23 protein-coding genes and 1 tRNA gene are annotated in these 17,151 nt (G+C 39.0%); 13 read left to right on the top strand and 11 right to left on the bottom strand.

Annotated features, from left to right (window positions below; translation table 11 throughout):
• Positions 1 to 170: 170 nt before the first annotated feature.
• The 5 genes from H6779_03300 (at position 171) to H6779_03280 (ending at position 5,250) form a co-directional block, all read left to right on the top strand.
• A complete protein-coding gene (locus H6779_03300) occupies positions 171 to 713 on the top strand; it encodes a hypothetical protein (protein ID USN87416.1) in 543 nt (180 codons plus the stop codon).
• Positions 714 to 816: 103 nt separating this feature from the next.
• A complete protein-coding gene (locus H6779_03295) occupies positions 817 to 1,839 on the top strand; it encodes a transposase (protein USN87415.1) in 1,023 nt (340 codons plus the stop codon).
• Between the two features lie 911 nt (positions 1,840 to 2,750).
• Positions 2,751 to 2,960 carry a hypothetical protein gene (locus H6779_03290; GenBank protein ID USN87414.1) on the top strand — a complete coding sequence of 70 codons (210 nt, stop codon included), beginning with the start codon at positions 2,751 to 2,753 and terminating at the stop codon, positions 2,958 to 2,960.
• Positions 2,961 to 3,080: 120 nt separating this feature from the next.
• Entirely contained in the window at positions 3,081 to 4,190 is a 1,110-nt protein-coding gene (locus tag H6779_03285; GenBank protein USN87413.1) for a mechanosensitive ion channel family protein, read from the top strand.
• 277 nt (positions 4,191 to 4,467) lie between these two features.
• Positions 4,468 to 5,250, top strand: a complete 783-nt coding sequence (locus H6779_03280) for a type 1 glutamine amidotransferase (GenBank protein ID USN87412.1) — start codon at positions 4,468 to 4,470, stop codon at positions 5,248 to 5,250.
• Positions 5,251 to 5,394: 144 nt separating this feature from the next.
• Here the strand turns inward: H6779_03280 and H6779_03275 are convergent, their stop codons facing one another.
• Complete coding sequence (locus H6779_03275) at positions 5,395 to 6,480, bottom strand: trypsin-like peptidase domain-containing protein (protein ID USN87411.1); 1,086 nt, start codon at positions 6,478 to 6,480, stop codon at positions 5,395 to 5,397.
• A gap of 89 nt (positions 6,481 to 6,569) precedes the next feature.
• Between H6779_03275 and H6779_03270 the strand changes: the two genes are divergently transcribed.
• A tRNA-Gly gene (locus H6779_03270) sits at positions 6,570 to 6,640 on the top strand.
• Here the strand turns inward: H6779_03270 and H6779_03265 are convergent.
• From H6779_03265 to H6779_03230, 8 genes are all read right to left on the bottom strand, one after another.
• Positions 6,632 to 7,342, bottom strand: a complete 711-nt coding sequence (locus tag H6779_03265) for a recombinase zinc beta ribbon domain-containing protein (protein USN87410.1) — start codon at positions 7,340 to 7,342, stop codon at positions 6,632 to 6,634. The genes H6779_03270 and H6779_03265 overlap by 9 nt on opposite strands.
• The gene (locus H6779_03260; GenBank protein USN87409.1) at positions 7,323 to 8,096 is read right to left on the bottom strand and encodes a recombinase family protein; all 774 of its coding nucleotides are present in this window, start codon (positions 8,094 to 8,096) and stop codon (positions 7,323 to 7,325) included. The genes H6779_03265 and H6779_03260 overlap by 20 nt, the downstream gene beginning before the upstream one ends.
• A gap of 3 nt (positions 8,097 to 8,099) precedes the next feature.
• A complete protein-coding gene (locus H6779_03255; GenBank protein ID USN87408.1) occupies positions 8,100 to 8,942 on the bottom strand; it encodes a hypothetical protein in 843 nt (280 codons plus the stop codon).
• A 77-nt stretch (positions 8,943 to 9,019) separates the two neighbouring features.
• Positions 9,020 to 9,214: a hypothetical protein gene (locus tag H6779_03250; GenBank protein ID USN87407.1), complete on the bottom strand. Its 195-nt coding sequence runs from the start codon at positions 9,212 to 9,214 to the stop codon at positions 9,020 to 9,022.
• 68 nt (positions 9,215 to 9,282) lie between these two features.
• A complete protein-coding gene (locus H6779_03245) occupies positions 9,283 to 9,486 on the bottom strand; it encodes a hypothetical protein (protein USN87406.1) in 204 nt (67 codons plus the stop codon).
• Positions 9,487 to 9,519: 33 nt separating this feature from the next.
• Complete coding sequence (tnpA, locus tag H6779_03240; protein ID USN87405.1) at positions 9,520 to 9,960, bottom strand: IS200/IS605 family transposase; 441 nt, start codon at positions 9,958 to 9,960, stop codon at positions 9,520 to 9,522.
• Positions 9,926 to 10,681 carry a hypothetical protein gene (locus tag H6779_03235; protein ID USN87404.1) on the bottom strand — a complete coding sequence of 252 codons (756 nt, stop codon included), beginning with the start codon at positions 10,679 to 10,681 and terminating at the stop codon, positions 9,926 to 9,928. Before H6779_03235 ends, tnpA (H6779_03240) begins: the two co-directional genes overlap by 35 nt.
• A gap of 2 nt (positions 10,682 to 10,683) precedes the next feature.
• On the bottom strand, positions 10,684 to 10,890 hold the full coding sequence (locus H6779_03230; protein ID USN87403.1) for a helix-turn-helix transcriptional regulator: 207 nt from the start codon (positions 10,888 to 10,890) through the stop codon (positions 10,684 to 10,686).
• Positions 10,891 to 11,122: 232 nt separating this feature from the next.
• Between H6779_03230 and H6779_03225 the strand changes: the two genes are divergently transcribed.
• The 6 genes from H6779_03225 to H6779_03200 all read left to right on the top strand — a co-directional run bounded on the left by H6779_03225 (position 11,123) and on the right by H6779_03200 (position 15,156).
• Positions 11,123 to 11,497, top strand: a complete 375-nt coding sequence (locus tag H6779_03225; GenBank protein USN88298.1) for a DUF2726 domain-containing protein — start codon at positions 11,123 to 11,125, stop codon at positions 11,495 to 11,497.
• 54 nt (positions 11,498 to 11,551) lie between these two features.
• Positions 11,552 to 12,097 carry an AAA family ATPase gene (locus H6779_03220; protein USN87402.1) on the top strand — a complete coding sequence of 182 codons (546 nt, stop codon included), beginning with the start codon at positions 11,552 to 11,554 and terminating at the stop codon, positions 12,095 to 12,097.
• A 50-nt stretch (positions 12,098 to 12,147) separates the two neighbouring features.
• Positions 12,148 to 13,188 carry a methyltransferase domain-containing protein gene (locus H6779_03215; GenBank protein USN87401.1) on the top strand — a complete coding sequence of 347 codons (1,041 nt, stop codon included), beginning with the start codon at positions 12,148 to 12,150 and terminating at the stop codon, positions 13,186 to 13,188.
• An 8-nt stretch (positions 13,189 to 13,196) separates the two neighbouring features.
• A complete protein-coding gene (locus H6779_03210; protein ID USN87400.1) occupies positions 13,197 to 13,748 on the top strand; it encodes a CYTH domain-containing protein in 552 nt (183 codons plus the stop codon).
• A gap of 72 nt (positions 13,749 to 13,820) precedes the next feature.
• The gene (locus tag H6779_03205) at positions 13,821 to 14,396 is read left to right on the top strand and encodes a class IV adenylate cyclase (protein ID USN87399.1); all 576 of its coding nucleotides are present in this window, start codon (positions 13,821 to 13,823) and stop codon (positions 14,394 to 14,396) included.
• A gap of 289 nt (positions 14,397 to 14,685) precedes the next feature.
• Positions 14,686 to 15,156: a hypothetical protein gene (locus H6779_03200; protein USN87398.1), complete on the top strand. Its 471-nt coding sequence runs from the start codon at positions 14,686 to 14,688 to the stop codon at positions 15,154 to 15,156.
• A gap of 281 nt (positions 15,157 to 15,437) precedes the next feature.
• Here the strand turns inward: H6779_03200 and tnpA (H6779_03195) are convergent, their stop codons facing one another.
• A complete protein-coding gene (gene tnpA / locus H6779_03195) occupies positions 15,438 to 15,890 on the bottom strand; it encodes an IS200/IS605 family transposase (protein USN87397.1) in 453 nt (150 codons plus the stop codon).
• Between the two features lie 168 nt (positions 15,891 to 16,058).
• A complete protein-coding gene (tnpA, locus tag H6779_03190; protein ID USN87396.1) occupies positions 16,059 to 16,499 on the bottom strand; it encodes an IS200/IS605 family transposase in 441 nt (146 codons plus the stop codon).
• Between the two features lie 156 nt (positions 16,500 to 16,655).
• Here tnpA (H6779_03190) and H6779_03185 point away from each other — a divergent pair, with 156 nt between their 5' ends.
• Complete coding sequence (locus H6779_03185) at positions 16,656 to 17,090, top strand: NUDIX hydrolase (protein ID USN87395.1); 435 nt, start codon at positions 16,656 to 16,658, stop codon at positions 17,088 to 17,090.
• The last annotated feature ends 61 nt before the right edge of the window (positions 17,091 to 17,151 follow it).

The following is a 17,151-nucleotide window of genomic DNA, read 5'->3' as shown; positions in this document are numbered from 1 at the left end:
GAAGAAGTAGTGTACTTTAAAACTTATCACAATCATCAGACATCGACGTTCCCATGTGCACTATTGATCACAGCCGCAGTTACTTATTTACAATTTAAATTAGTACCTACGGCTGTGATTAAAGATTTATTTTTTAAACAGCATTTTAAAGGAGAACGATCATGAATTTTATGTGGCCAATTATAACAGTTCATTTAGGAGTAGGTTCTACAAGTCAACCTGTAATAATAGCTGATTCTTTACAAAATCAAAAACAGATTTTTCAGCTAAGTAATGTTAATAATGTCGATATAATCAATGTTTCGATTAAGTGTCTTTCAATTGGTGAGCTTAAGAAATTGTCTGAGGATAATATCGCGAATAGAGGAGATGTATTTGACTCGGCAGAGAAATGCAGTCTGCAAAAACTACCTGACGGACTGATGTATGCCATCTGTTCTGTTCACTCAGATATCTTGCAGAAATACCTGTTACAAGATGAGAACTACTTTGTATACGGTGATACCTTCAAACTTGAGGGCTTAAAGACGACAAAAGGGTCCATATTACTACTCTACAGGAACAGTCAAGGTGATATAGGCTTATACCCAGATCTCGGCTTATATAACTCATGTGCAGATAACGCAAAATGGCTATTTGTAAGTGATATTGAGTATTTAAAAGTATCACCTCCGGCAGAGACGGCTTTAGCCACATCTGTAGCGACCGCCTGATCAATTGTGTTGCAGTATCTTTTTAGCCGCGAATTTATCTCGCGGCTTTCTTTTTTATATTGAATAATCTCACATACATATGAGACTCCTTAAATAAGGAGTAATGAGAATACATAACATTTTAAGGAACACCAGAGGGTTTGCCAAAGCGGCTGATAGTGCTCTAAAGTGGCAGACAATGAAAAACAAACAGGAGGTCGAAAGAAGAGTTAAAATACTCACGTTTTGGCAAAAACATGGTACTAATACCACCAAAGATGCTTTTGGCGTATCTAGACCAACTTTATTTAGATGGCAAAAAGAACTAAATGATAGTAATGGTAATATCCAAGCCCTAGACCCCAAGAGTACTGCTCCTAAGAAACGAAGAGTGAGACAGATATCACCACCACTAGAGCAAGCTATTATCAACTGGCGTACTAAGCGACCACGGATTGGTGGGAAAAAGCTGGTACCGCTATTGAAGAAGGAAGGATTCAAGGTGTCAGTTTCCTATGTTAATCGCTGTATCAGTGATCTTAAAGAACTAGGTAGACTACCGAATCCAGTTAAGCTCTCTTGGTACGCTAAGAGTGGTACACACAAAGAACAAAGAAAAACCAAGGTTAAAAAACAAAGAAGACCACAAAAACAAGGTTTGGAGATAGACACTATCGTGAGACACATAGATGGCACTAAACGGTACATACTCACCGCCATAGACATAGAAAGACGGTTTGCTTACGCTCGTACTTATACCAGTCATTCTTCAAATAGTGCTCGAGACTTTCTAAAACAACTTATACACTATACCCCTTTTAGTATAGATGAGATACAGACTGATAATGGTTCAGAATTCGCTAAATACTTCCACGAAGCTTGTTTAACTCTTAACATCAACCATTATCACACTTATCCACGTTGTCCTAAGATGAATGCCTATATAGAGCGATTCAATCGTACCGTTCAAGAAGAACACATTATTTATCACCGATCCCTGCTTCGAGATAGTATTCCTGACTTCAATGATTCACTGAATGAATGGTTGTATTGGTATAACCATGAGAGACCGCATGAAGGACTGGGTCTTTTGTCGCCCATGGAGTATTATAGAGAACATTATGAGATAGAGTCTCAAAGGTGGTGAGATCGTACATATATTTGACACTAATAGACATACCAAATATACTGTAATGATGAGGGCGAAAACAGCGACCATTTCATATAGCTTTATACCGCAAATAATTATTTCAATTATTAGCATTATTATTGGCTTTATGAGCTGGTCGGTTTTGTTTTTAATGAAATAAGAAAATGCGAAGTAGAACAAAAATCCGGCCACTGGCCGGATTTTTGTTCTACTTCACAATTTATTGACTGATGAAAAATTTTCTTAAGAAAATTTTTCATCAGTCCGTAATCAAACGGCTGAATATAGTTCTTTTAATATAATCCTACTTAAGGGGAAGATAATGGACAAAAAAGATACTAACCAATTTCAAAACCAATTGCCAACTGACACAACAGAGCCTATTGACGAAGGATTAAGGAGGGCAAAAATAATGGCAAAGTTTATTGAAACGCGTCAAAAAATAATCCAACGAGAGACTACCCATGGAGACAAATAGGCACTCCCATATTATCAAATCAATAACCGCACACGACCAGATCATGTGCGGTTATATTTATAATCAAGCAGTGGAAAAATATTTGACACTCATCTTTATGGGTATATACTAAAACTTATGCAGAGTAATTCGACAAACATTTACTCATTCAAGCGCACCATGCGAGTGATTGTTCTCGTGCTCGGGTGGATTGTCAGCGATCAGGGTCGGTTTGTCGGTTCAAATATATAAAAATATATTTAGAACAACCAGAAACAAAACCGGCCCAAAAAGGGCCGGTTTTGTTTCTGGTAGAGAGGAATTGTTGACTGATGAAAAATTTTCTTACAAAAATTTTTCATCAGTCCGTAATCACAACGATTATAGATTGAAAATATACTTATCCCTTGCGGGGTAAGAGGAAAGTCCTTTAAATAATTTTAGAAGGGGAATGCAAATGTCAGATAAAAAAGGTGATTCAACTGTGAGTGGTGTAGTGCTTAATCATTCAGATCAAACCTACGAAAAGATAGATCAAGGCCTGGTCGGAAAAGGAGGTGACAAACTTTTTGACACCAATGGTGTCTGTAAACGTAAACTTCCATGTTTCGAACATGAAGGAATAAGTGATCATCCCGTGAAAGTCAAGAAGTCATACTAAAAACCCTTATACTAAATTAAACCAAGGCCACATCAGCAACAAGATGTGGCTTGTTGTTATTTTTATTGGTATTTGCTAGGGTTACTAAATTAACACTCAATTTTTATATTACACATATTTATGAACCCGTTTGATACCAATAATTTTTTAGCCTCCCTGTCCAATGCCACCTACACTCTACCTGTATTAGGTGAGCTACAAGTTGGTTCTTGGTTGGCGGCTTTTATTGTTTTTATAGTTCTCACCCTTGCTTTTTGGGTAATACGCAATGTAGTGATAAAGCATTTGCATAAACTTTCAAGCAAGACCGGCACCGATATCGATGATGTGGTTATCGCTGCCGTGCAGGGAATCAGAGTCTGGGTCTATACTATCGCCTCGCTATTCTTCGCCTTACAAATGGTTTCTGTACCAAATTGGTTTGATAAAACAATTACCGCGGTCTTTCTATTTGCAGTCGTCTGGCAGTTGATAGAAATTGCTCTTAAATTTGTGAGCTACTTTTCTTCACGCTTTCTAGAGAGAGACAATGACGGTGATGGGGAAGTAGATCCGGGATCAGCCACCGCTTCTCATATGGTGGATCTGGCAGCACGGATCATACTATGGGTACTAGGTATACTATTTATACTTTCTAACCTAGGAATTGAGGTTACCTCACTCTTGGCCGGCTTAGGTATAGGCGGTTTGGCCGTCGCTTTGGCCTTGCAGGGAATTTTATCTGACCTTTTTGCTTCATTCTCTATTTACTTGGACCGACCGTTCCGGATTGGGGACTTCGTGGTAGTAGGAAACGACTCTGGTACCATTCAAAAGATTGGCGTCAAATCAACCAGAATAAAGACTCTACAAGGAGAGGAACTAGTTATTTCCAACATGGAGCTGACTTCCGCCCGAGTAAATAACTACAAGAAAATGCAGGAGCGCCGCATAGTGACCAAAATTGGTGTACTTTATGAAACACCGCTCGGGAAATTAAAGCAAATTGAAACCGAAGTGATAGAGATATTTAATAATCTGGAAGGTGGTAGATTAGACAGAGTCCACTTCACTACCTTTGGCGATTTTTCTTTAACCTTTGAGATTGTTTATTACATTGAATCACCAGACCACAACGATTACCTTAATGTGCAACAAATATTCAACTTCTCTTTGATGGAGCGCTTCCAAAAGCTAGGGATAGAATTTGCTTACCCAACCCAGACTATTTTGACAAAGTCTATTACCTAAGTTTTATTTTGAGCAAAAATTGACAGTAAACTAAAACTGATTATACTTGAAATTATGCAAGCTATTGCCACAACCGTTCCAAATACAGAAGTAAAGCAAGTTATTGCTATTGTGCTCTTTTGGATTTTCAGCTACACAAGCTGGTCGGTTGGCGTGTAGGTAGCTAGAATACTTTAAACAAAAGAACCGACCTTTAGGTCGGTTCTTTTGTTTTAACAGTCACTTAGAGTCCTTGATTTTACGCAACCACAACTTTTGTTTATAATTTATTTTTATCATGAAAAAAATCCTTAGTATACAATTCAGAAAAAACCAAGCTTCAATTGAGCAGGAGCAGACTTGTATACGGCGTGAAATAAAAGGGAATACAGACGTAGACTTTATTGACGCTCTAGATAAGACTATCGACTGGAATTTTCCGGAAGTCATAATGTCTGGCTATGATGGGGTTATTTTGGGTGGTTCCGGAGAATTTGATTTTGATGGTAATCGCTGTGAAGACGATGAAAAAAGACGTATTTCTTACGAACTTTTAGGTCAATTACGACCACTGTTTCAATATATTTTTGATAATGATATCCCAACCCTTGGTATCTGTTATGGACATCAGTTGCTAGGCGCTTTTGCCGGGGCCCAAGTGTGCTACTCAGAACAACAGAAAAAGACATGTACACACCAAGTTAAGCTTTTAGTTGATAAGAATGAGTATTTTTTATTTACTGATTTACCTGATACCTTTGATGCTCATTATGCGCACAAAGATATACTGGATCGGATTCCAGATAACGCAGTATTATTAATGAGCGGGGGTGATAAGTGTGAAGTTTCAGCACTACGCTACAAGAAAAATATTTACACCGTACAATTTCACCCAGAACTAACCTATGGCGATATGATGGGAAGAATAAAAGAATCTCCTGGGTATTTACCAGACGGTGCGGCTGTAGAAGAAATATTTAAAGACGACATACAGTCAAATAAGATACTGTTTAATTTTAGTAAAATGGTGGCAAACAGAGTGAAATCGGACGAATTTAAGCATGTAGGCACAACACAATAGGAAAACCGCGAGTACTAAAATACTCGCGGTTTCCTTAAAACAATGATCAATTGTTTAAAAGAACACACACATAACTTATAACAAAAGTTATGTAGACATGTATGTTAACGTCACTTAAATGTAACATCAAATAAAAACTGTGAATTAGTGACTAATTTCCTCAGAAAGTATTCTGACCAAAAAAGGAGCTAATGTCTGTGAAAAAATCAACGAACGCTGTTCTAGATTACCGCCAAGATTTCTGGCCAATGAAAATCCAGTCTCGTCCATTATGGTTCGGTGAATATGTGAAAGGGTAATAGCCCTGAGGCTGCCGGCTCCATCAATACTATCATCACCACGCGTTACAATCATACCCACAACCCGTCCGTCTACGTCTACGATTGGACCACCAGAGGAACCCGCCGCCCCGACCACGCTACCGCGAACCGAAAAGACATCAGCATAGTTAGATCCGAAGGTGTAAAGCTCTGAAACGGTTGTTGAAGCTATTTTAGGTATAAGCGGGCTATTCGTATCACCATTTAATAGATCTGTGGCCGGATAACCACCCGCCTGAACTTTATGCCCCCGATAACTGACCGGCAGTAAATCAATATTAACCGCCAAGGCTGGGAACCTTGCCGGTAAAGGTGTATTTGTGATCGACTTCGTAACATACAAAAGAGCATAATCACGCTCTCCTGTACCATTCGGAGACGAGGAATCGATGGTGCTGGCGTTCTTTTGTATCCAGCTCGGGGATATATAAAGCAACTCGGCGACATACTCAGCTTTAGCAGGGTTACCAGTGCGGATTAAACATTCTGCTTCACCAAATAAATCTGTGTCATCAAGCAATAAATATTGAGCTACATGCGCATTGGTCATAATGACACCATCACTGTGAACAAAAAATCCGGTACCGGTAGTGGTACGTATAGTGCTAGAGCTGGTAAATGTACAATAAATATTAACCAGAGCTTTTGCTGGGTCGGTAATAGTACGATTAACACTTGAGCCGATCGTTGCCGCTTGCTGGTATTCTTTACTCTTTAAAAGAAGATCGGACAAGCCAGCCTCTTCAATCGGAGCTGGTAAAGAGGGAAGGGTGATTTCTCCTCCATATTCTATCGGGATAGTAATCTCCTCAGAAGCCAAAAAGACAACCTCTAGTTTATCTGCCAAAAAATTAGTAAACGCCAAGTATCCTACAAGTACAGCCGTAACCAGGTCGACAAGATAATGCATAGAGACAAGTATATCAGGTTTTGTGGAAATTTTAGGATAAAAATGCTATAGTTTCTCACGCAAAAGAGGAAAAAATGAAATGTATATTTGCGGGTGTAGTTTAGTGGTAAAACGACTGCCTTCCAAGCAGTAGTCGGGAGTTCGATTCTTCTCACCCGCACATAATTGCAAAATCAGCATTCTTAGGAGTCCTTGCGAGCATATCGTAAGGGCTTTTAAGTTGTGGTTGAGCCATTTTTCGGTCTTTCAGTAAAGCGTTCGATAGTAACTCATAAGCGATTTCTTGTTTTCGCTCAGGAACGGCATTCGCATACTCAGATTTGGCTCTATTACTAAACAAAAACAACTCTTTTGCCCGTTCGATAGTTGCGTAGGGGTTTTGGTGATTTTGGCGCATTCCAGCTAATTGTTTCTCTAGTGCAATCCGTTCATGCTTTATTTCTGCCTGTTTTGCATCGTAAATATCCTTTTCAATATTTTCAGCTAAGAAAGCATCAAGTAAGCGATTATCTTTTAGTTTGATTGCGGCCAATTCCTTTTCTAGTTTCTCAATAGCTGCGGTGTTGAACTGGTCGTCATGTTCCATTTGCTCAAGTGCCGCCTGATACATCATTTCAATTAGTTCCTCGTCAAATGCAACATCATCAAAGATTGGTGCCAGTTGCTCATCAAGTTTTTCCTCACGAATGAATAGTTTCTTTTGGTCACAAATTCCCTTGCCGTTAGTGCAGTGGTAGTACGTGTAACCTTTTTGTTTCTCTGCGGTCACGGCATATCCGCAGACACCACAGGTAAACAATCCAGTTAAGGGAAAGAGGTGCTTTTGCTTCCGCGGTTTTGCACTACCGTCCATGACGTTCATGCTTTTGTCGTACAAGGTCTTTGGTGGTAATGCTAGTAAAGTTAGCTGGGTAATAGCTGCCACGGTAGCGAATCACGCCGTGATACATTGGGTTACGCAAAATATGTCTGATGGTACCGCAATGGACTTTGTTGCCTTGCTTGGTGCGTAATCCTCGCTCATAAAGCTCATTGGACAGCTCTTTAAGACTATACAAACCAGTGGCGTAGAGTTCATACATCTGCTGTACGTATGGCCCACGGTCGGGGTCAACATAAAGCGTTTTCTCTGCCTTATCGTTTAGATAACCAAAAGGTGCTAATCCAGGCCAGCCACCATTGCGAATTTTCTCACGATTGCCACGCTTTACGTTTTCAGACAGGTCGCGAGAAAATTGATTAGCCACGCCAAGCTCAAACACCATCAGATATACAGGGTCAGTTGGTAGATATTCTTTAGCAGGGGTTTGAATACTTTTAATGACTGAGTGCTGCAATAGGTCAATGACAAGCCCACCATCTATGAAATTACGCGCTAAGCGGTCTAGTTTCCAACAAAGCAAACCATCAGCCTTGCCTGATTGTATTTTCTTAATCACCTCATTGAATACTGGACGACCGACCGTCTTAGCAGACCGACTCTCATGATACACACCAACAATGTCCAAACTATGACGTTTAGCAAAGTCATTCAGTTCACGCTCTTGCGCCTCAAGTGACTGCACTTGTCTATCCTCTGACTCTTGTGATTTTCGACAATAAAGGATGTATTTCATACGCTACCTTAAGTTAGCACTATCGAGGGTATAGAAATTTCGTAAATCATGCAACTGTTCAGTGGATAGATTGTATGTCGCGCAAAAAGTAGGGTTCTCAACAAACGGACGTTCATCATTAGGTGACGTGATATAAGCGTGCATTGGTTTTAGTTCTGACAAGTAGTCCATCATATCCCCCGCTAAATGTTCATAGGTAATTACCTCTGGTTTTAACAAGCCTCGACTAGAAAAATATTTCTTTCTGCCAACTAGTCGTCTATCCATGGCATCTTTGGTCATATACTTAGTCATATACAAACCAACATTTGGTACTTTGCTTATGTTTCGTTTTTTGATATATCCATGTTCCCAAACTTTTGCAAACTCACCCGTTTTATATTCTCTCCTCGAGTTAATCATAGGCAGGTTAAAGAACACTGCATGATAGTGAACTGCCCCACGTTTTTGAAACTCAGGCACAACCACGTATTTAATTACCGATGCTTTAGTGCCGTAGGTATGGTAATTCAGTCGTTTGATGTAGTTGGTGAAAAGCGGGTTAGCTTGTTCAACTGTCTTAATATTTTCGTGGATAGTGTAGGTCAGAAACTGCGGTTTAATTATCTGTCCGTCTATATCAGTCCACATAAAACAATTAGCGTTCACCAATCGAATTAGCCTGTTCTTTGTCCGACTGAGTGAACTAGCCGTTATCTCTTGCTCAGCTAAAGCTCGTCGTTTGCGATACGGTGCCTGCTTTTTACTTGACTCAAGACTGTAGCCAACTGCTTTGGCATACTGCATTGCCTCAACAATGTGTCCTGAAATAACAATTTTGTAATGACTGGTGCGTGGTCTACTCATAAATGATGTCGAACTATGTGTATATAAAATCAAGTCACTTTCTGCTGCGCAGAAAGGCCGCGACGCGGCCTTTCGCCTCACCCCGCCTCGGGGTGAGGGTGAGGCGAAAGCCGCACGCGACCACCGCCAGAGTCTTGCGAAAAAGAAATTGCTGTATAGAGTCGTGCTAAGGAAGCAAGGTGTAGCTGCGCCTGTTCGTGAGTAATACAAACCCCACAACGACGTTCCATGTATCGCTGGTACTGTTCTACTAATCCTTGGCTGAAACTCATGCCAGCACGATATAAAAAAGACCCTCGAAAGGGTACGGAAAAGATATGGAAATGTTATGGAAAAGAAATTAACCTTTTATTTCAAGCCGATAGCCAAACTTCATTTCATTATGGAAGATGTCCTCGTTCACTCGTTTATCTTCTGGAAGAATACCAAGCTGTCTTTTAATGTTACGAATCACTGTACCAAGCATTCTTTTATCTGTTTTTGAAGCCTCTGTGGCATTTGTTTTCAGGCATCTAACCAATGAACTACCCCGGCCTGAAGACACGGGGTATCAGTGGCACATGAAGAGAGTTTTAAGTTAAAACAACGAGAGAGTTTGGTGGTGTAATTGTTTGTATTCAGGTAAACCTTGATTCTGTACGTAGTTTTTAACAATAGACATATTAGCGTTACCGACAGTATTAACGTAATAGCCATCAGTCCAAAGGTTACCACCCCAGAGAAAGATCTTTACCTCTGGATGAGCCAAGAAAAAACGTTTAGTAATGTTTCCTTTAACAGTATTGGCAATATACGAAGGAGCATAGCTTGGAATTGCTTGGATAAGAAAGTGAACATGATCTTTATCTATACCTATCTCTAAAAAGTGGAGTTCGTAACGTTTTTCTAATTCCAAAGCTAACTCCTTCAGGGTTGGTTCGTTTTCTTCGGTAAATATCTTTCTTCTGTATTTCACAGGGAAAACAAAGTGGTAGACTAGTTCACTAGCACTGTGTGACTTTTTTATAATTGGTGACATTACCTACTATTGTATCGAAATAGCCCCACCTTGAAAGGTGGGGTATATTCTTTGAATCAAGATATGGCATACGATGATTGGGTGCTGTATATAATTTTGCCATCACTCTAAATTCTTGGGTTGTTATGTTCAACGTTCCAGTAACACCACCAAGATTAAAGTCGCCTGTTTCTAAGTTCATCTGAAAAACATCTGGCTTTTCATCGGCCACAGTTGGCAATGCTTTCTGTTTAGATAATTCTGTAATCAAGGCAAGGTGTAGGTTTTTGATTTCACTGATGTAAAAATCACGCTGACCATCAAACCACTGCCAATAGCTTTTAAGTTGTTTGAGCTGTTCTCTTTTAGAAAAGAAATCATGACCGTTCACCCATTTCATAGTTCGTGGGTGTTTTGGCCCCCAAATTAAAAGCAGTGCAACAGGGTCTTGTTTTTCATCTTGTTCGTTGCTGTTCCAGTAGTGTTCGATTGGGAGATAAATACGGACGTACGATGCAACAAAATACGCTTGATAATAATTAGCTTGTTCTAGTTTGATATTGTCATCTGTGAACTTAACTTTTCTGTAGAAATCTTTTTCTTCAGTATCAAGAATTGCTTTCAGCTCTGGTGTTTCGAGTATGTATTTTATGTAGCCGTGGATATGCTTAAAACAGTCAGTGTCAGTCTGACTGGTTTCTATAGCAGCAAGTTTTCTGTCTAGTATATTTGCAGTTTCCATCCTTAAAATAAGTCTTTGATGTCTACTTTAAGGGCTTTTGCAAATTTTTCAATGTTTGTGAAAGTGATGTTCTTTTCTGCACGCTCTATCATTCCTACATAGGTGCGGTGAACTTTGGCTATCTCACCTAACCGTTCTTGGGACAAACCACGCTCCTCTCGTAGTTTACGGATTGTATTTCCAAACTTAACTAGTAACCGTGGTTTCATTACACACAGCGTATGTAATTGCTACCTCTGGTTCTACATACTATAGTTAGCAGGTATGGAAACTAACTTACTACAACTACTTTTCAATCTGGTCTTTCTGGTCATTTTCTTGCTGCTTTGTGCTTTGTTCATTAAGTGGCTATTCTTTAAGTTAATTTCGCCCTTTAAACAAAAGGTGGTTAAAGAAGTGGTTATTGAAAAGCAACGTGAATACAAAAAGAAAGCAGTGGTCATGAACGATAGTGAAATGGCTCTATTTCAATCTTTACTATCTGGCCTACCAGACAATTTATTTATTTTTCCTAAAATGCGTATAGCTGACATAGTGGATGTAGTGAACGGAAATGGTTACTATCAGAGGCGTAACCAGATACTACCTAAACACGTTGATTTTTTGATTTGTAACGACAAGATGACACCACTAATTGCAATTGAGCTGGATGGAAGTTCACACAACAAGCCTAGCCGTATGGAACGCGACCAACTTGTAGATGATGTGTTTGAAGATGCTGAACTACCTTTATATAGGGTTCAGGTTGGTGACAATTTTAAAATCTCCGTCTCAACTGTCCTTTCTGAGATTGAGAAACAAACATTGACATATTAAAATTATTGTACTATTTTTACGCTAGCAAATTTTCCTTAAATCTGGAGGTGAAAAATGTTCCTTGTACTTGAAGGTGCTGATGGCACAGGAAAAAGCACGCTAGTTACACGTATCGCTGATAAGGTTGGCGGGGTTGCATATGCTACGCCGCCGAAGAAGTATCAAAAATACAGCGAAAAGTTGCATAGAGATGCTAGTGCTGATGAACACTATGCTTTCTATCGGAATGCAATTCAGGATGCTTCAGAAGAGGTTTCCGAGTTAGTGCGTTCTGGTAAACACGTGATATGTGACCGCTACTGGATTAGCACACTCACTTATCATCAGGTAATGGGTGCAACGGTCACTGACGATGATTTTGCAACCATTCTTAAACCAGACCTGACTGTACTTTTGGTGGCTGACGCCGACACACAAATCCAGCGGATAGTTGCTCGAGGTATGGATGCTGGTGACAAAAGAGTTCTGGATAAACAGTTTGATTTAACACAAGCTTTGTTCAGGAATTTGGTTCTTGAAAAGCAGCCATTTGTTTCGCTCGACACTAAGAGTTTTTCAGTTGAGCAATGTACAGAAATGGTCGTTAAAATGGCATTCTAGTGATGAGCATAGTATGATTGGGCAGAGGGGCTAGTACCCTCTGCTTTTTTATGGAAACTTTCTCAAAAAACGAAAAAGGTGACACGGAATATCTTGAACAGCTTAAAGGCGGTATTGATGAAAAGGTTGGAATGCTCATTAAAGCATTAGATTCTGAGTCGCTACCCAGGATTGACGGAACGGTTCGGGTTATGGAGGTTGGTGTTGGTGGTGGTCAAGGGGTTGAAAAAATAAAACGTGATATAAAAGACCCTGATTTAGAAGTGTATGCAATTGATATTCTAGAACCATTAGTTAGACGTGTTCATAAGCCAGAAGATAAAGTGTTTGGAGTAGCTGCCAATTTAACAGCGCTTCCGTTTGCGGAAAGGTCATTTTCTGCGATAAATGTTTCTGCGGTTATTCACGAAGTTATCTCATACAATAAAGATTTTCTTGAAGGAACTGTAAGTGTTAGTGACTACTTGAGAGAAGTTTTTGATAAGCTTACGGCACACTTAACTGAAGGTGGTCGTATTTTTTATCGTGATGTTGGACTGCCTGATAATTCACAAGAGTTGTTATCTGGTGAGTATAATCCGGCGCTAATAGACTTCTTAAAAAATTTTGATAGTGGCTTTAGAGAGAAATTTCTTAAGGTAAATCAGGTATCTGATGAAATGTGGAATATTGGAGAGGGAGCAGAGGCTGTTGCTTCAGTCCACTACCATCGAGAAATGCAGAGACACGTCGTTTCTTTTCTAGATTATGCGTTACTTCAAAAATATGGAGAATCACTCAAACATATTTTAGGTGAAATCGAGTCTGGTGCGTACGAGCAGTCAAGACTTGAGTCTGCTATTCAAGAACTAGGTCAGGAATCTTTTATTTTTGACGCTTGGCAAAGAAGGGAGGGGTCTGAAATTTATACTTATCGTAGTCTTGGAGAAATGATAGAAATGGTGGTTTCGCTTTCAGACGAACAAAAATCTTTGGTGATTGAGTCTTCAGAATCTGTTGAACGCAAAGAGTACAGTCAATTTATGGACAGTATGACAAATGCTGGTATTAGAGACACAAAACAAATGATGGTTATTAGAAGAGATAATTAAAGAGATATATGGTAACTGAAATAGAAGCAAGATTTATTGAGATAGACATCGAGGAGATTGTTGCAAAAGCTGTTTCACTTGGCGGTGTTGATTTGGGTGAACATTTGCTCGAGGAGACAATTTTTTATGATAAGGATTTGACTTGGAGTCCTACTGGAAGATACGCACGTATTAGAAGCTATGATGGAAAACACATTTTTACCCACAAGCAAATCACAGCAGATACAATTGATGGTGCAGAAGAAATAGAATTTACAGTAGATAAGCCAGAGCAGCTCAAAGCCTTTTTAGAAAAAATGGAACTTATACCTTTCAGAGTTCAGCAGAAAAAGAGGAGAAAGATTAAGTTTGATGGCGTGGTATTAGATATTGATTCTTGGCCAAAAATACCACCAATGCTTGAAATTGAGGGAGATACAGAGCAACACGTCAAAGATATTGCTGAAAAGTTAGGATTAGATTGGAACAAGGCGCTTTTTATAGACCCAAAGAAAATTATTGAGAATTATGGTTACGATGTGTCGAACTTCCGTTACTTTACATTCGATAAGTGCGAATAATTTCTAGATATTTACAAACACAATATTTGTGATATAAATTTTGTGGAGAATTTGAAACCAGTTGGAGAAAATATGCAAATCGAATACGAAGCTACCTTTGTTAAGGTGGATAAAGAGATAATCAGAGAAAAACTTTCATCTGCTGGAGCGAAACTTCAAAAGAGTGAATTCTTGCAGAAGAGAAGTGTTTTCAATCTTCCAGCAACCTCGCAGGTGGTAAATGGATGGGCTCGTGTACGAGACGAGTCAGATAAAATCACAGTCAGTGTTAAATCAGTAGGAGGTGATGCTATACATGACCAAAAAGAGGTCTGTGTACAAGTGGACTCATTCGAAAACGCTGAACTCTTGCTCGAGTCGCTTGGGTGTGTACGAAAGGCTTATCAAGAAACCTTGAGGGAGCTTTGGTTGCTTGATGGTGTCGAAGTGACAATAGACACATGGCCATTTCTCGATTCATTCGTGGAGGTTGAGGGTGTTTCAGAGGATGTTGTGAGAACAGTGTCTGAAAAACTGGGGTTTCAGTGGTCTGATGCAAAGTTTTGCGCGGTAGACCAGCTCTATGAAGATAAATACGGTGTTTCAAAAGATGTAATCAATAACGGAACACCTTTAATTACTTTTGGAATGGAAAATCCATTCCAATAATTCCTTGGCCACCTCAATTTGGGGTGGTCATTTTCATTAAAAAAGTTCGAACATCGTTGAATAGCCCGCACAAATGGCCGGCCGAAACGCTTTCGCGTTTCGGCCGGCCATTTGTGCGGGTGAGAAGAATCGAAAAGAGCTTCATGCGAAGCCTGAAGCAAAACACTTTTTGCTTCGGTATGAAGCGACGGGGTCGCGTAGCACAATATTTTGGAGACCCTTGGTCGAACAAAATATTGATGCGAAGGTGACCGATTCTTCTCACCCGCTTTGTTATAATCAATATATAATGTTTGGCTTATTCAAAAAGGAAACCGTTTTAAAAACATATACAAATTGTCCTTATTGCAATACGGACGTAAGTAATCCAACAAGAAAGAAAAAATGTCCAAAATGTGGTGAGGATATCTATGCAAGAACTTTAGTTTCTGGAGAAAAGAAATGGGTTAAGAAATCAGATTTACCTTTTATTATGCATGAATGGGCATTAAAAAATAATGGTCAAGATTATGAGGGTTCTCTACATGAAGCTAGAAACAACATAAGGCATATGTCACAATCAGGAGTTGTAAAAAGCGTTCGATTATTTACTGCAGAGGATGAGTACGTTTGTGACATATGTAAGGAAATGAGTCAAAAAGCATATCCTTTTTCTACTCCTAAAGAAATTTCATTTGTCATGAATAATGCTCATATTAGAGATTGTAAAAGTAAACATTGCAGATGTTTTTGGAAACCAGAAGATATTTCTATAGAATAATCTGTAAAATTGTGGCCTCATGTTTAAGTTGGAATTATTTTATATATGATAAATATACCCAACCTTTTATGACTAATAAAAAAGAACCAGAAGTATATCCAAACTATAAATATATGAAAAATATGTACCCCTTGATAGGGGAGTATATAATTGTTTTTAGTGATATTCAGTGCACATTAGAAACCTGGTCAGACGACAGAAAATTATACAAATTTACATCAGGAAGTGACAAACCACCGGACTAAGGTCCAGTGGCTTCATAATAGCTGGCGATGCCAGCATCACTTAAAGAGATTAAACAACGATGGTTGTTCTAGTTGATTCTTATCGTACTGATGACGTACGTAGCGACGTATCAGGTGTTCATCTAGACCAATACTTGATACAAAATAACCTCTGGCCCAGAGTGAACCTCGATCATAGAGTTTATCGGTGTTTTTGATTTTCTTCTTCATCCAAGCTGATGATTTTCCTTTGATTATTTGCATCACATACGATATGGAGTAACGTGGTGAAGTTAAAAGTATAAGATGGATATGATCATCTTGGATGTTTAACTCTATTATTTCCCACTGTTTCCATTTGCATATTTGACCTATGGTGCGACTGACTTCTTGTTTTACTTTTGGTTTATCCAGTACCTTACCTCGGTATTTAGGTGTCCAGACGATGTGATATATCAGATCGTAGAAACAGTGTGATAATGTTCTAATGGTACGTTTGTGATATGACATACGTATTATGTATTAAGCGATTAAGTCCTCCCTTGTCAGGGAGGACTTAATCGTAATACGACGTTGTCTTTAAATGTACACCCCAGCTGTGCTGGGGGTTTATAGGGTCAATGAACTACCCCGGCCTGAAGACACGGGGTATCAGTGGCACATGAAGAGAGTTTTAAGTTAAAACAACGAGAGAGTTTGGTGGTGTAATTGTTTGTATTCAGGTAAACCTTGATTCTGTACGTAGTTTTTAACAATAGACATATTAGCGTTACCGACAGTATTAACGTAATAGCCATCAGTCCAAAGGTTACCACCCCAGAGAAAGATCTTTACCTCTGGATGAGCCAAGAAAAAACGTTTAGTAATGTTTCCTTTAACAGTATTGGCAATATACGAAGGAGCATAGCTTGGAATTGCTTGGATAAGAAAGTGAACATGATCTTTATCTATACCTATCTCTAAAAAGTGGAGTTCGTAACGTTTTTCTAATTCCAAAGCTAACTCCTTCAGGGTTGGTTCGTTTTCTTCGGTAAATATCTTTCTTCTGTATTTCACAGGGAAAACAAAGTGGTAGACTAGTTCACTAGCACTGTGTGACTTTTTTATAATTGGTGACATTACCTACTATTGTATCGAAATAGCCCCACCTTGAAAGGTGGGGTATATTCTTTGAATAAACAATTTTGCTATCTTCTATCAAATCAAGTAAACTATCTTCACACAGAGCCGGAGACAACGCGTCTTGGCACCTCTTAAAAACCTAAATATTTTCATATGAGTTCAATACCCGAGTGTTTTTATCGTGTTAGTGTAAAGGCGTTGGTTCTAAATGAGACCAAGAACAAATTTCTTGTTGCCAAAGAAGAAAACGGTAACTGGGAACTACTTGGCGGAGGATTAGATTGGGGTATGTCAGCACAAGAAGATCTAAAACGTGAGATTAAAGAAGAGACAGGACTTAAGGTTACTTTTGTAGCGGATACACCCAGTTACTTTCTTACAGATAGGCGAGAGAGTGATGGTGTTAGGTTTGCTAATGTTTTATACGAAACTACATTAGAAGATTTAAACTTCACTCCATCTGACGAGTGTACAGAACTTCGTTTTGTTGACTTGGAAGATTGTAGGAAGCTTGATGTATTTCCCAGTGTTTTAAAGTTGGCGGAAATGTTTAAAACTAATCACCATAAAAAAAGTAACACTTACTAATCATTTCAAAGACATGAGTTGACAATTCTTCCAAACTAAACTATTAAATAAAGATAAAATT

This window comes from Candidatus Nomurabacteria bacterium (assembly GCA_023898525.1).
Taxonomy (GTDB): domain Bacteria; phylum Patescibacteriota; class Minisyncoccia; order Phycocordibacterales; family UBA918; genus OLB19.
Note: the sequence above shows the minus strand (reverse complement) of the source record. Positions and strands in the feature narration are given on the sequence as shown.

Coding starts and splice junctions, on each gene's coding strand:
- H6779_03215 (USN87401.1), top strand. CDS start 12,148: ATGGAAACTTTCTCAAAAAACGAAAAAGGTGACACGGAATATCTTGAA.
- H6779_03220 (USN87402.1), top strand. CDS start 11,552: ATGTTCCTTGTACTTGAAGGTGCTGATGGCACAGGAAAAAGCACGCTA.
- H6779_03205 (USN87399.1), top strand. CDS start 13,821: ATGCAAATCGAATACGAAGCTACCTTTGTTAAGGTGGATAAAGAGATA.
- H6779_03235 (USN87404.1), bottom strand. CDS start 10,681: ATGGAAACTGCAAATATACTAGACAGAAAACTTGCTGCTATAGAAACC.
- H6779_03290 (USN87414.1), top strand. CDS start 2,751: ATGCAAATGTCAGATAAAAAAGGTGATTCAACTGTGAGTGGTGTAGTG.
- H6779_03300 (USN87416.1), top strand. CDS start 171: ATGTGGCCAATTATAACAGTTCATTTAGGAGTAGGTTCTACAAGTCAA.
- tnpA (USN87405.1), bottom strand. CDS start 9,960: ATGTCACCAATTATAAAAAAGTCACACAGTGCTAGTGAACTAGTCTAC.
- H6779_03265 (USN87410.1), bottom strand. CDS start 7,342: ATGAACGTCATGGACGGTAGTGCAAAACCGCGGAAGCAAAAGCACCTC.
- H6779_03225 (USN88298.1), top strand. CDS start 11,123: ATGAACGATAGTGAAATGGCTCTATTTCAATCTTTACTATCTGGCCTA.
- H6779_03285 (USN87413.1), top strand. CDS start 3,081: ATGAACCCGTTTGATACCAATAATTTTTTAGCCTCCCTGTCCAATGCC.
- H6779_03185 (USN87395.1), top strand. CDS start 16,656: ATGAGTTCAATACCCGAGTGTTTTTATCGTGTTAGTGTAAAGGCGTTG.
- H6779_03230 (USN87403.1), bottom strand. CDS start 10,890: ATGAAACCACGGTTACTAGTTAAGTTTGGAAATACAATCCGTAAACTA.
- tnpA (USN87397.1), bottom strand. CDS start 15,890: ATGTCATATCACAAACGTACCATTAGAACATTATCACACTGTTTCTAC.
- H6779_03200 (USN87398.1), top strand. CDS start 14,686: ATGTTTGGCTTATTCAAAAAGGAAACCGTTTTAAAAACATATACAAAT.
- H6779_03280 (USN87412.1), top strand. CDS start 4,468: ATGAAAAAAATCCTTAGTATACAATTCAGAAAAAACCAAGCTTCAATT.
- H6779_03295 (USN87415.1), top strand. CDS start 817: ATGAGAATACATAACATTTTAAGGAACACCAGAGGGTTTGCCAAAGCG.
- H6779_03275 (USN87411.1), bottom strand. CDS start 6,480: ATGCATTATCTTGTCGACCTGGTTACGGCTGTACTTGTAGGATACTTG.
- H6779_03255 (USN87408.1), bottom strand. CDS start 8,942: ATGAGTAGACCACGCACCAGTCATTACAAAATTGTTATTTCAGGACAC.
- H6779_03260 (USN87409.1), bottom strand. CDS start 8,096: ATGAAATACATCCTTTATTGTCGAAAATCACAAGAGTCAGAGGATAGA.
- H6779_03250 (USN87407.1), bottom strand. CDS start 9,214: ATGAGTTTCAGCCAAGGATTAGTAGAACAGTACCAGCGATACATGGAA.
- H6779_03210 (USN87400.1), top strand. CDS start 13,197: ATGGTAACTGAAATAGAAGCAAGATTTATTGAGATAGACATCGAGGAG.
- tnpA (USN87396.1), bottom strand. CDS start 16,499: ATGTCACCAATTATAAAAAAGTCACACAGTGCTAGTGAACTAGTCTAC.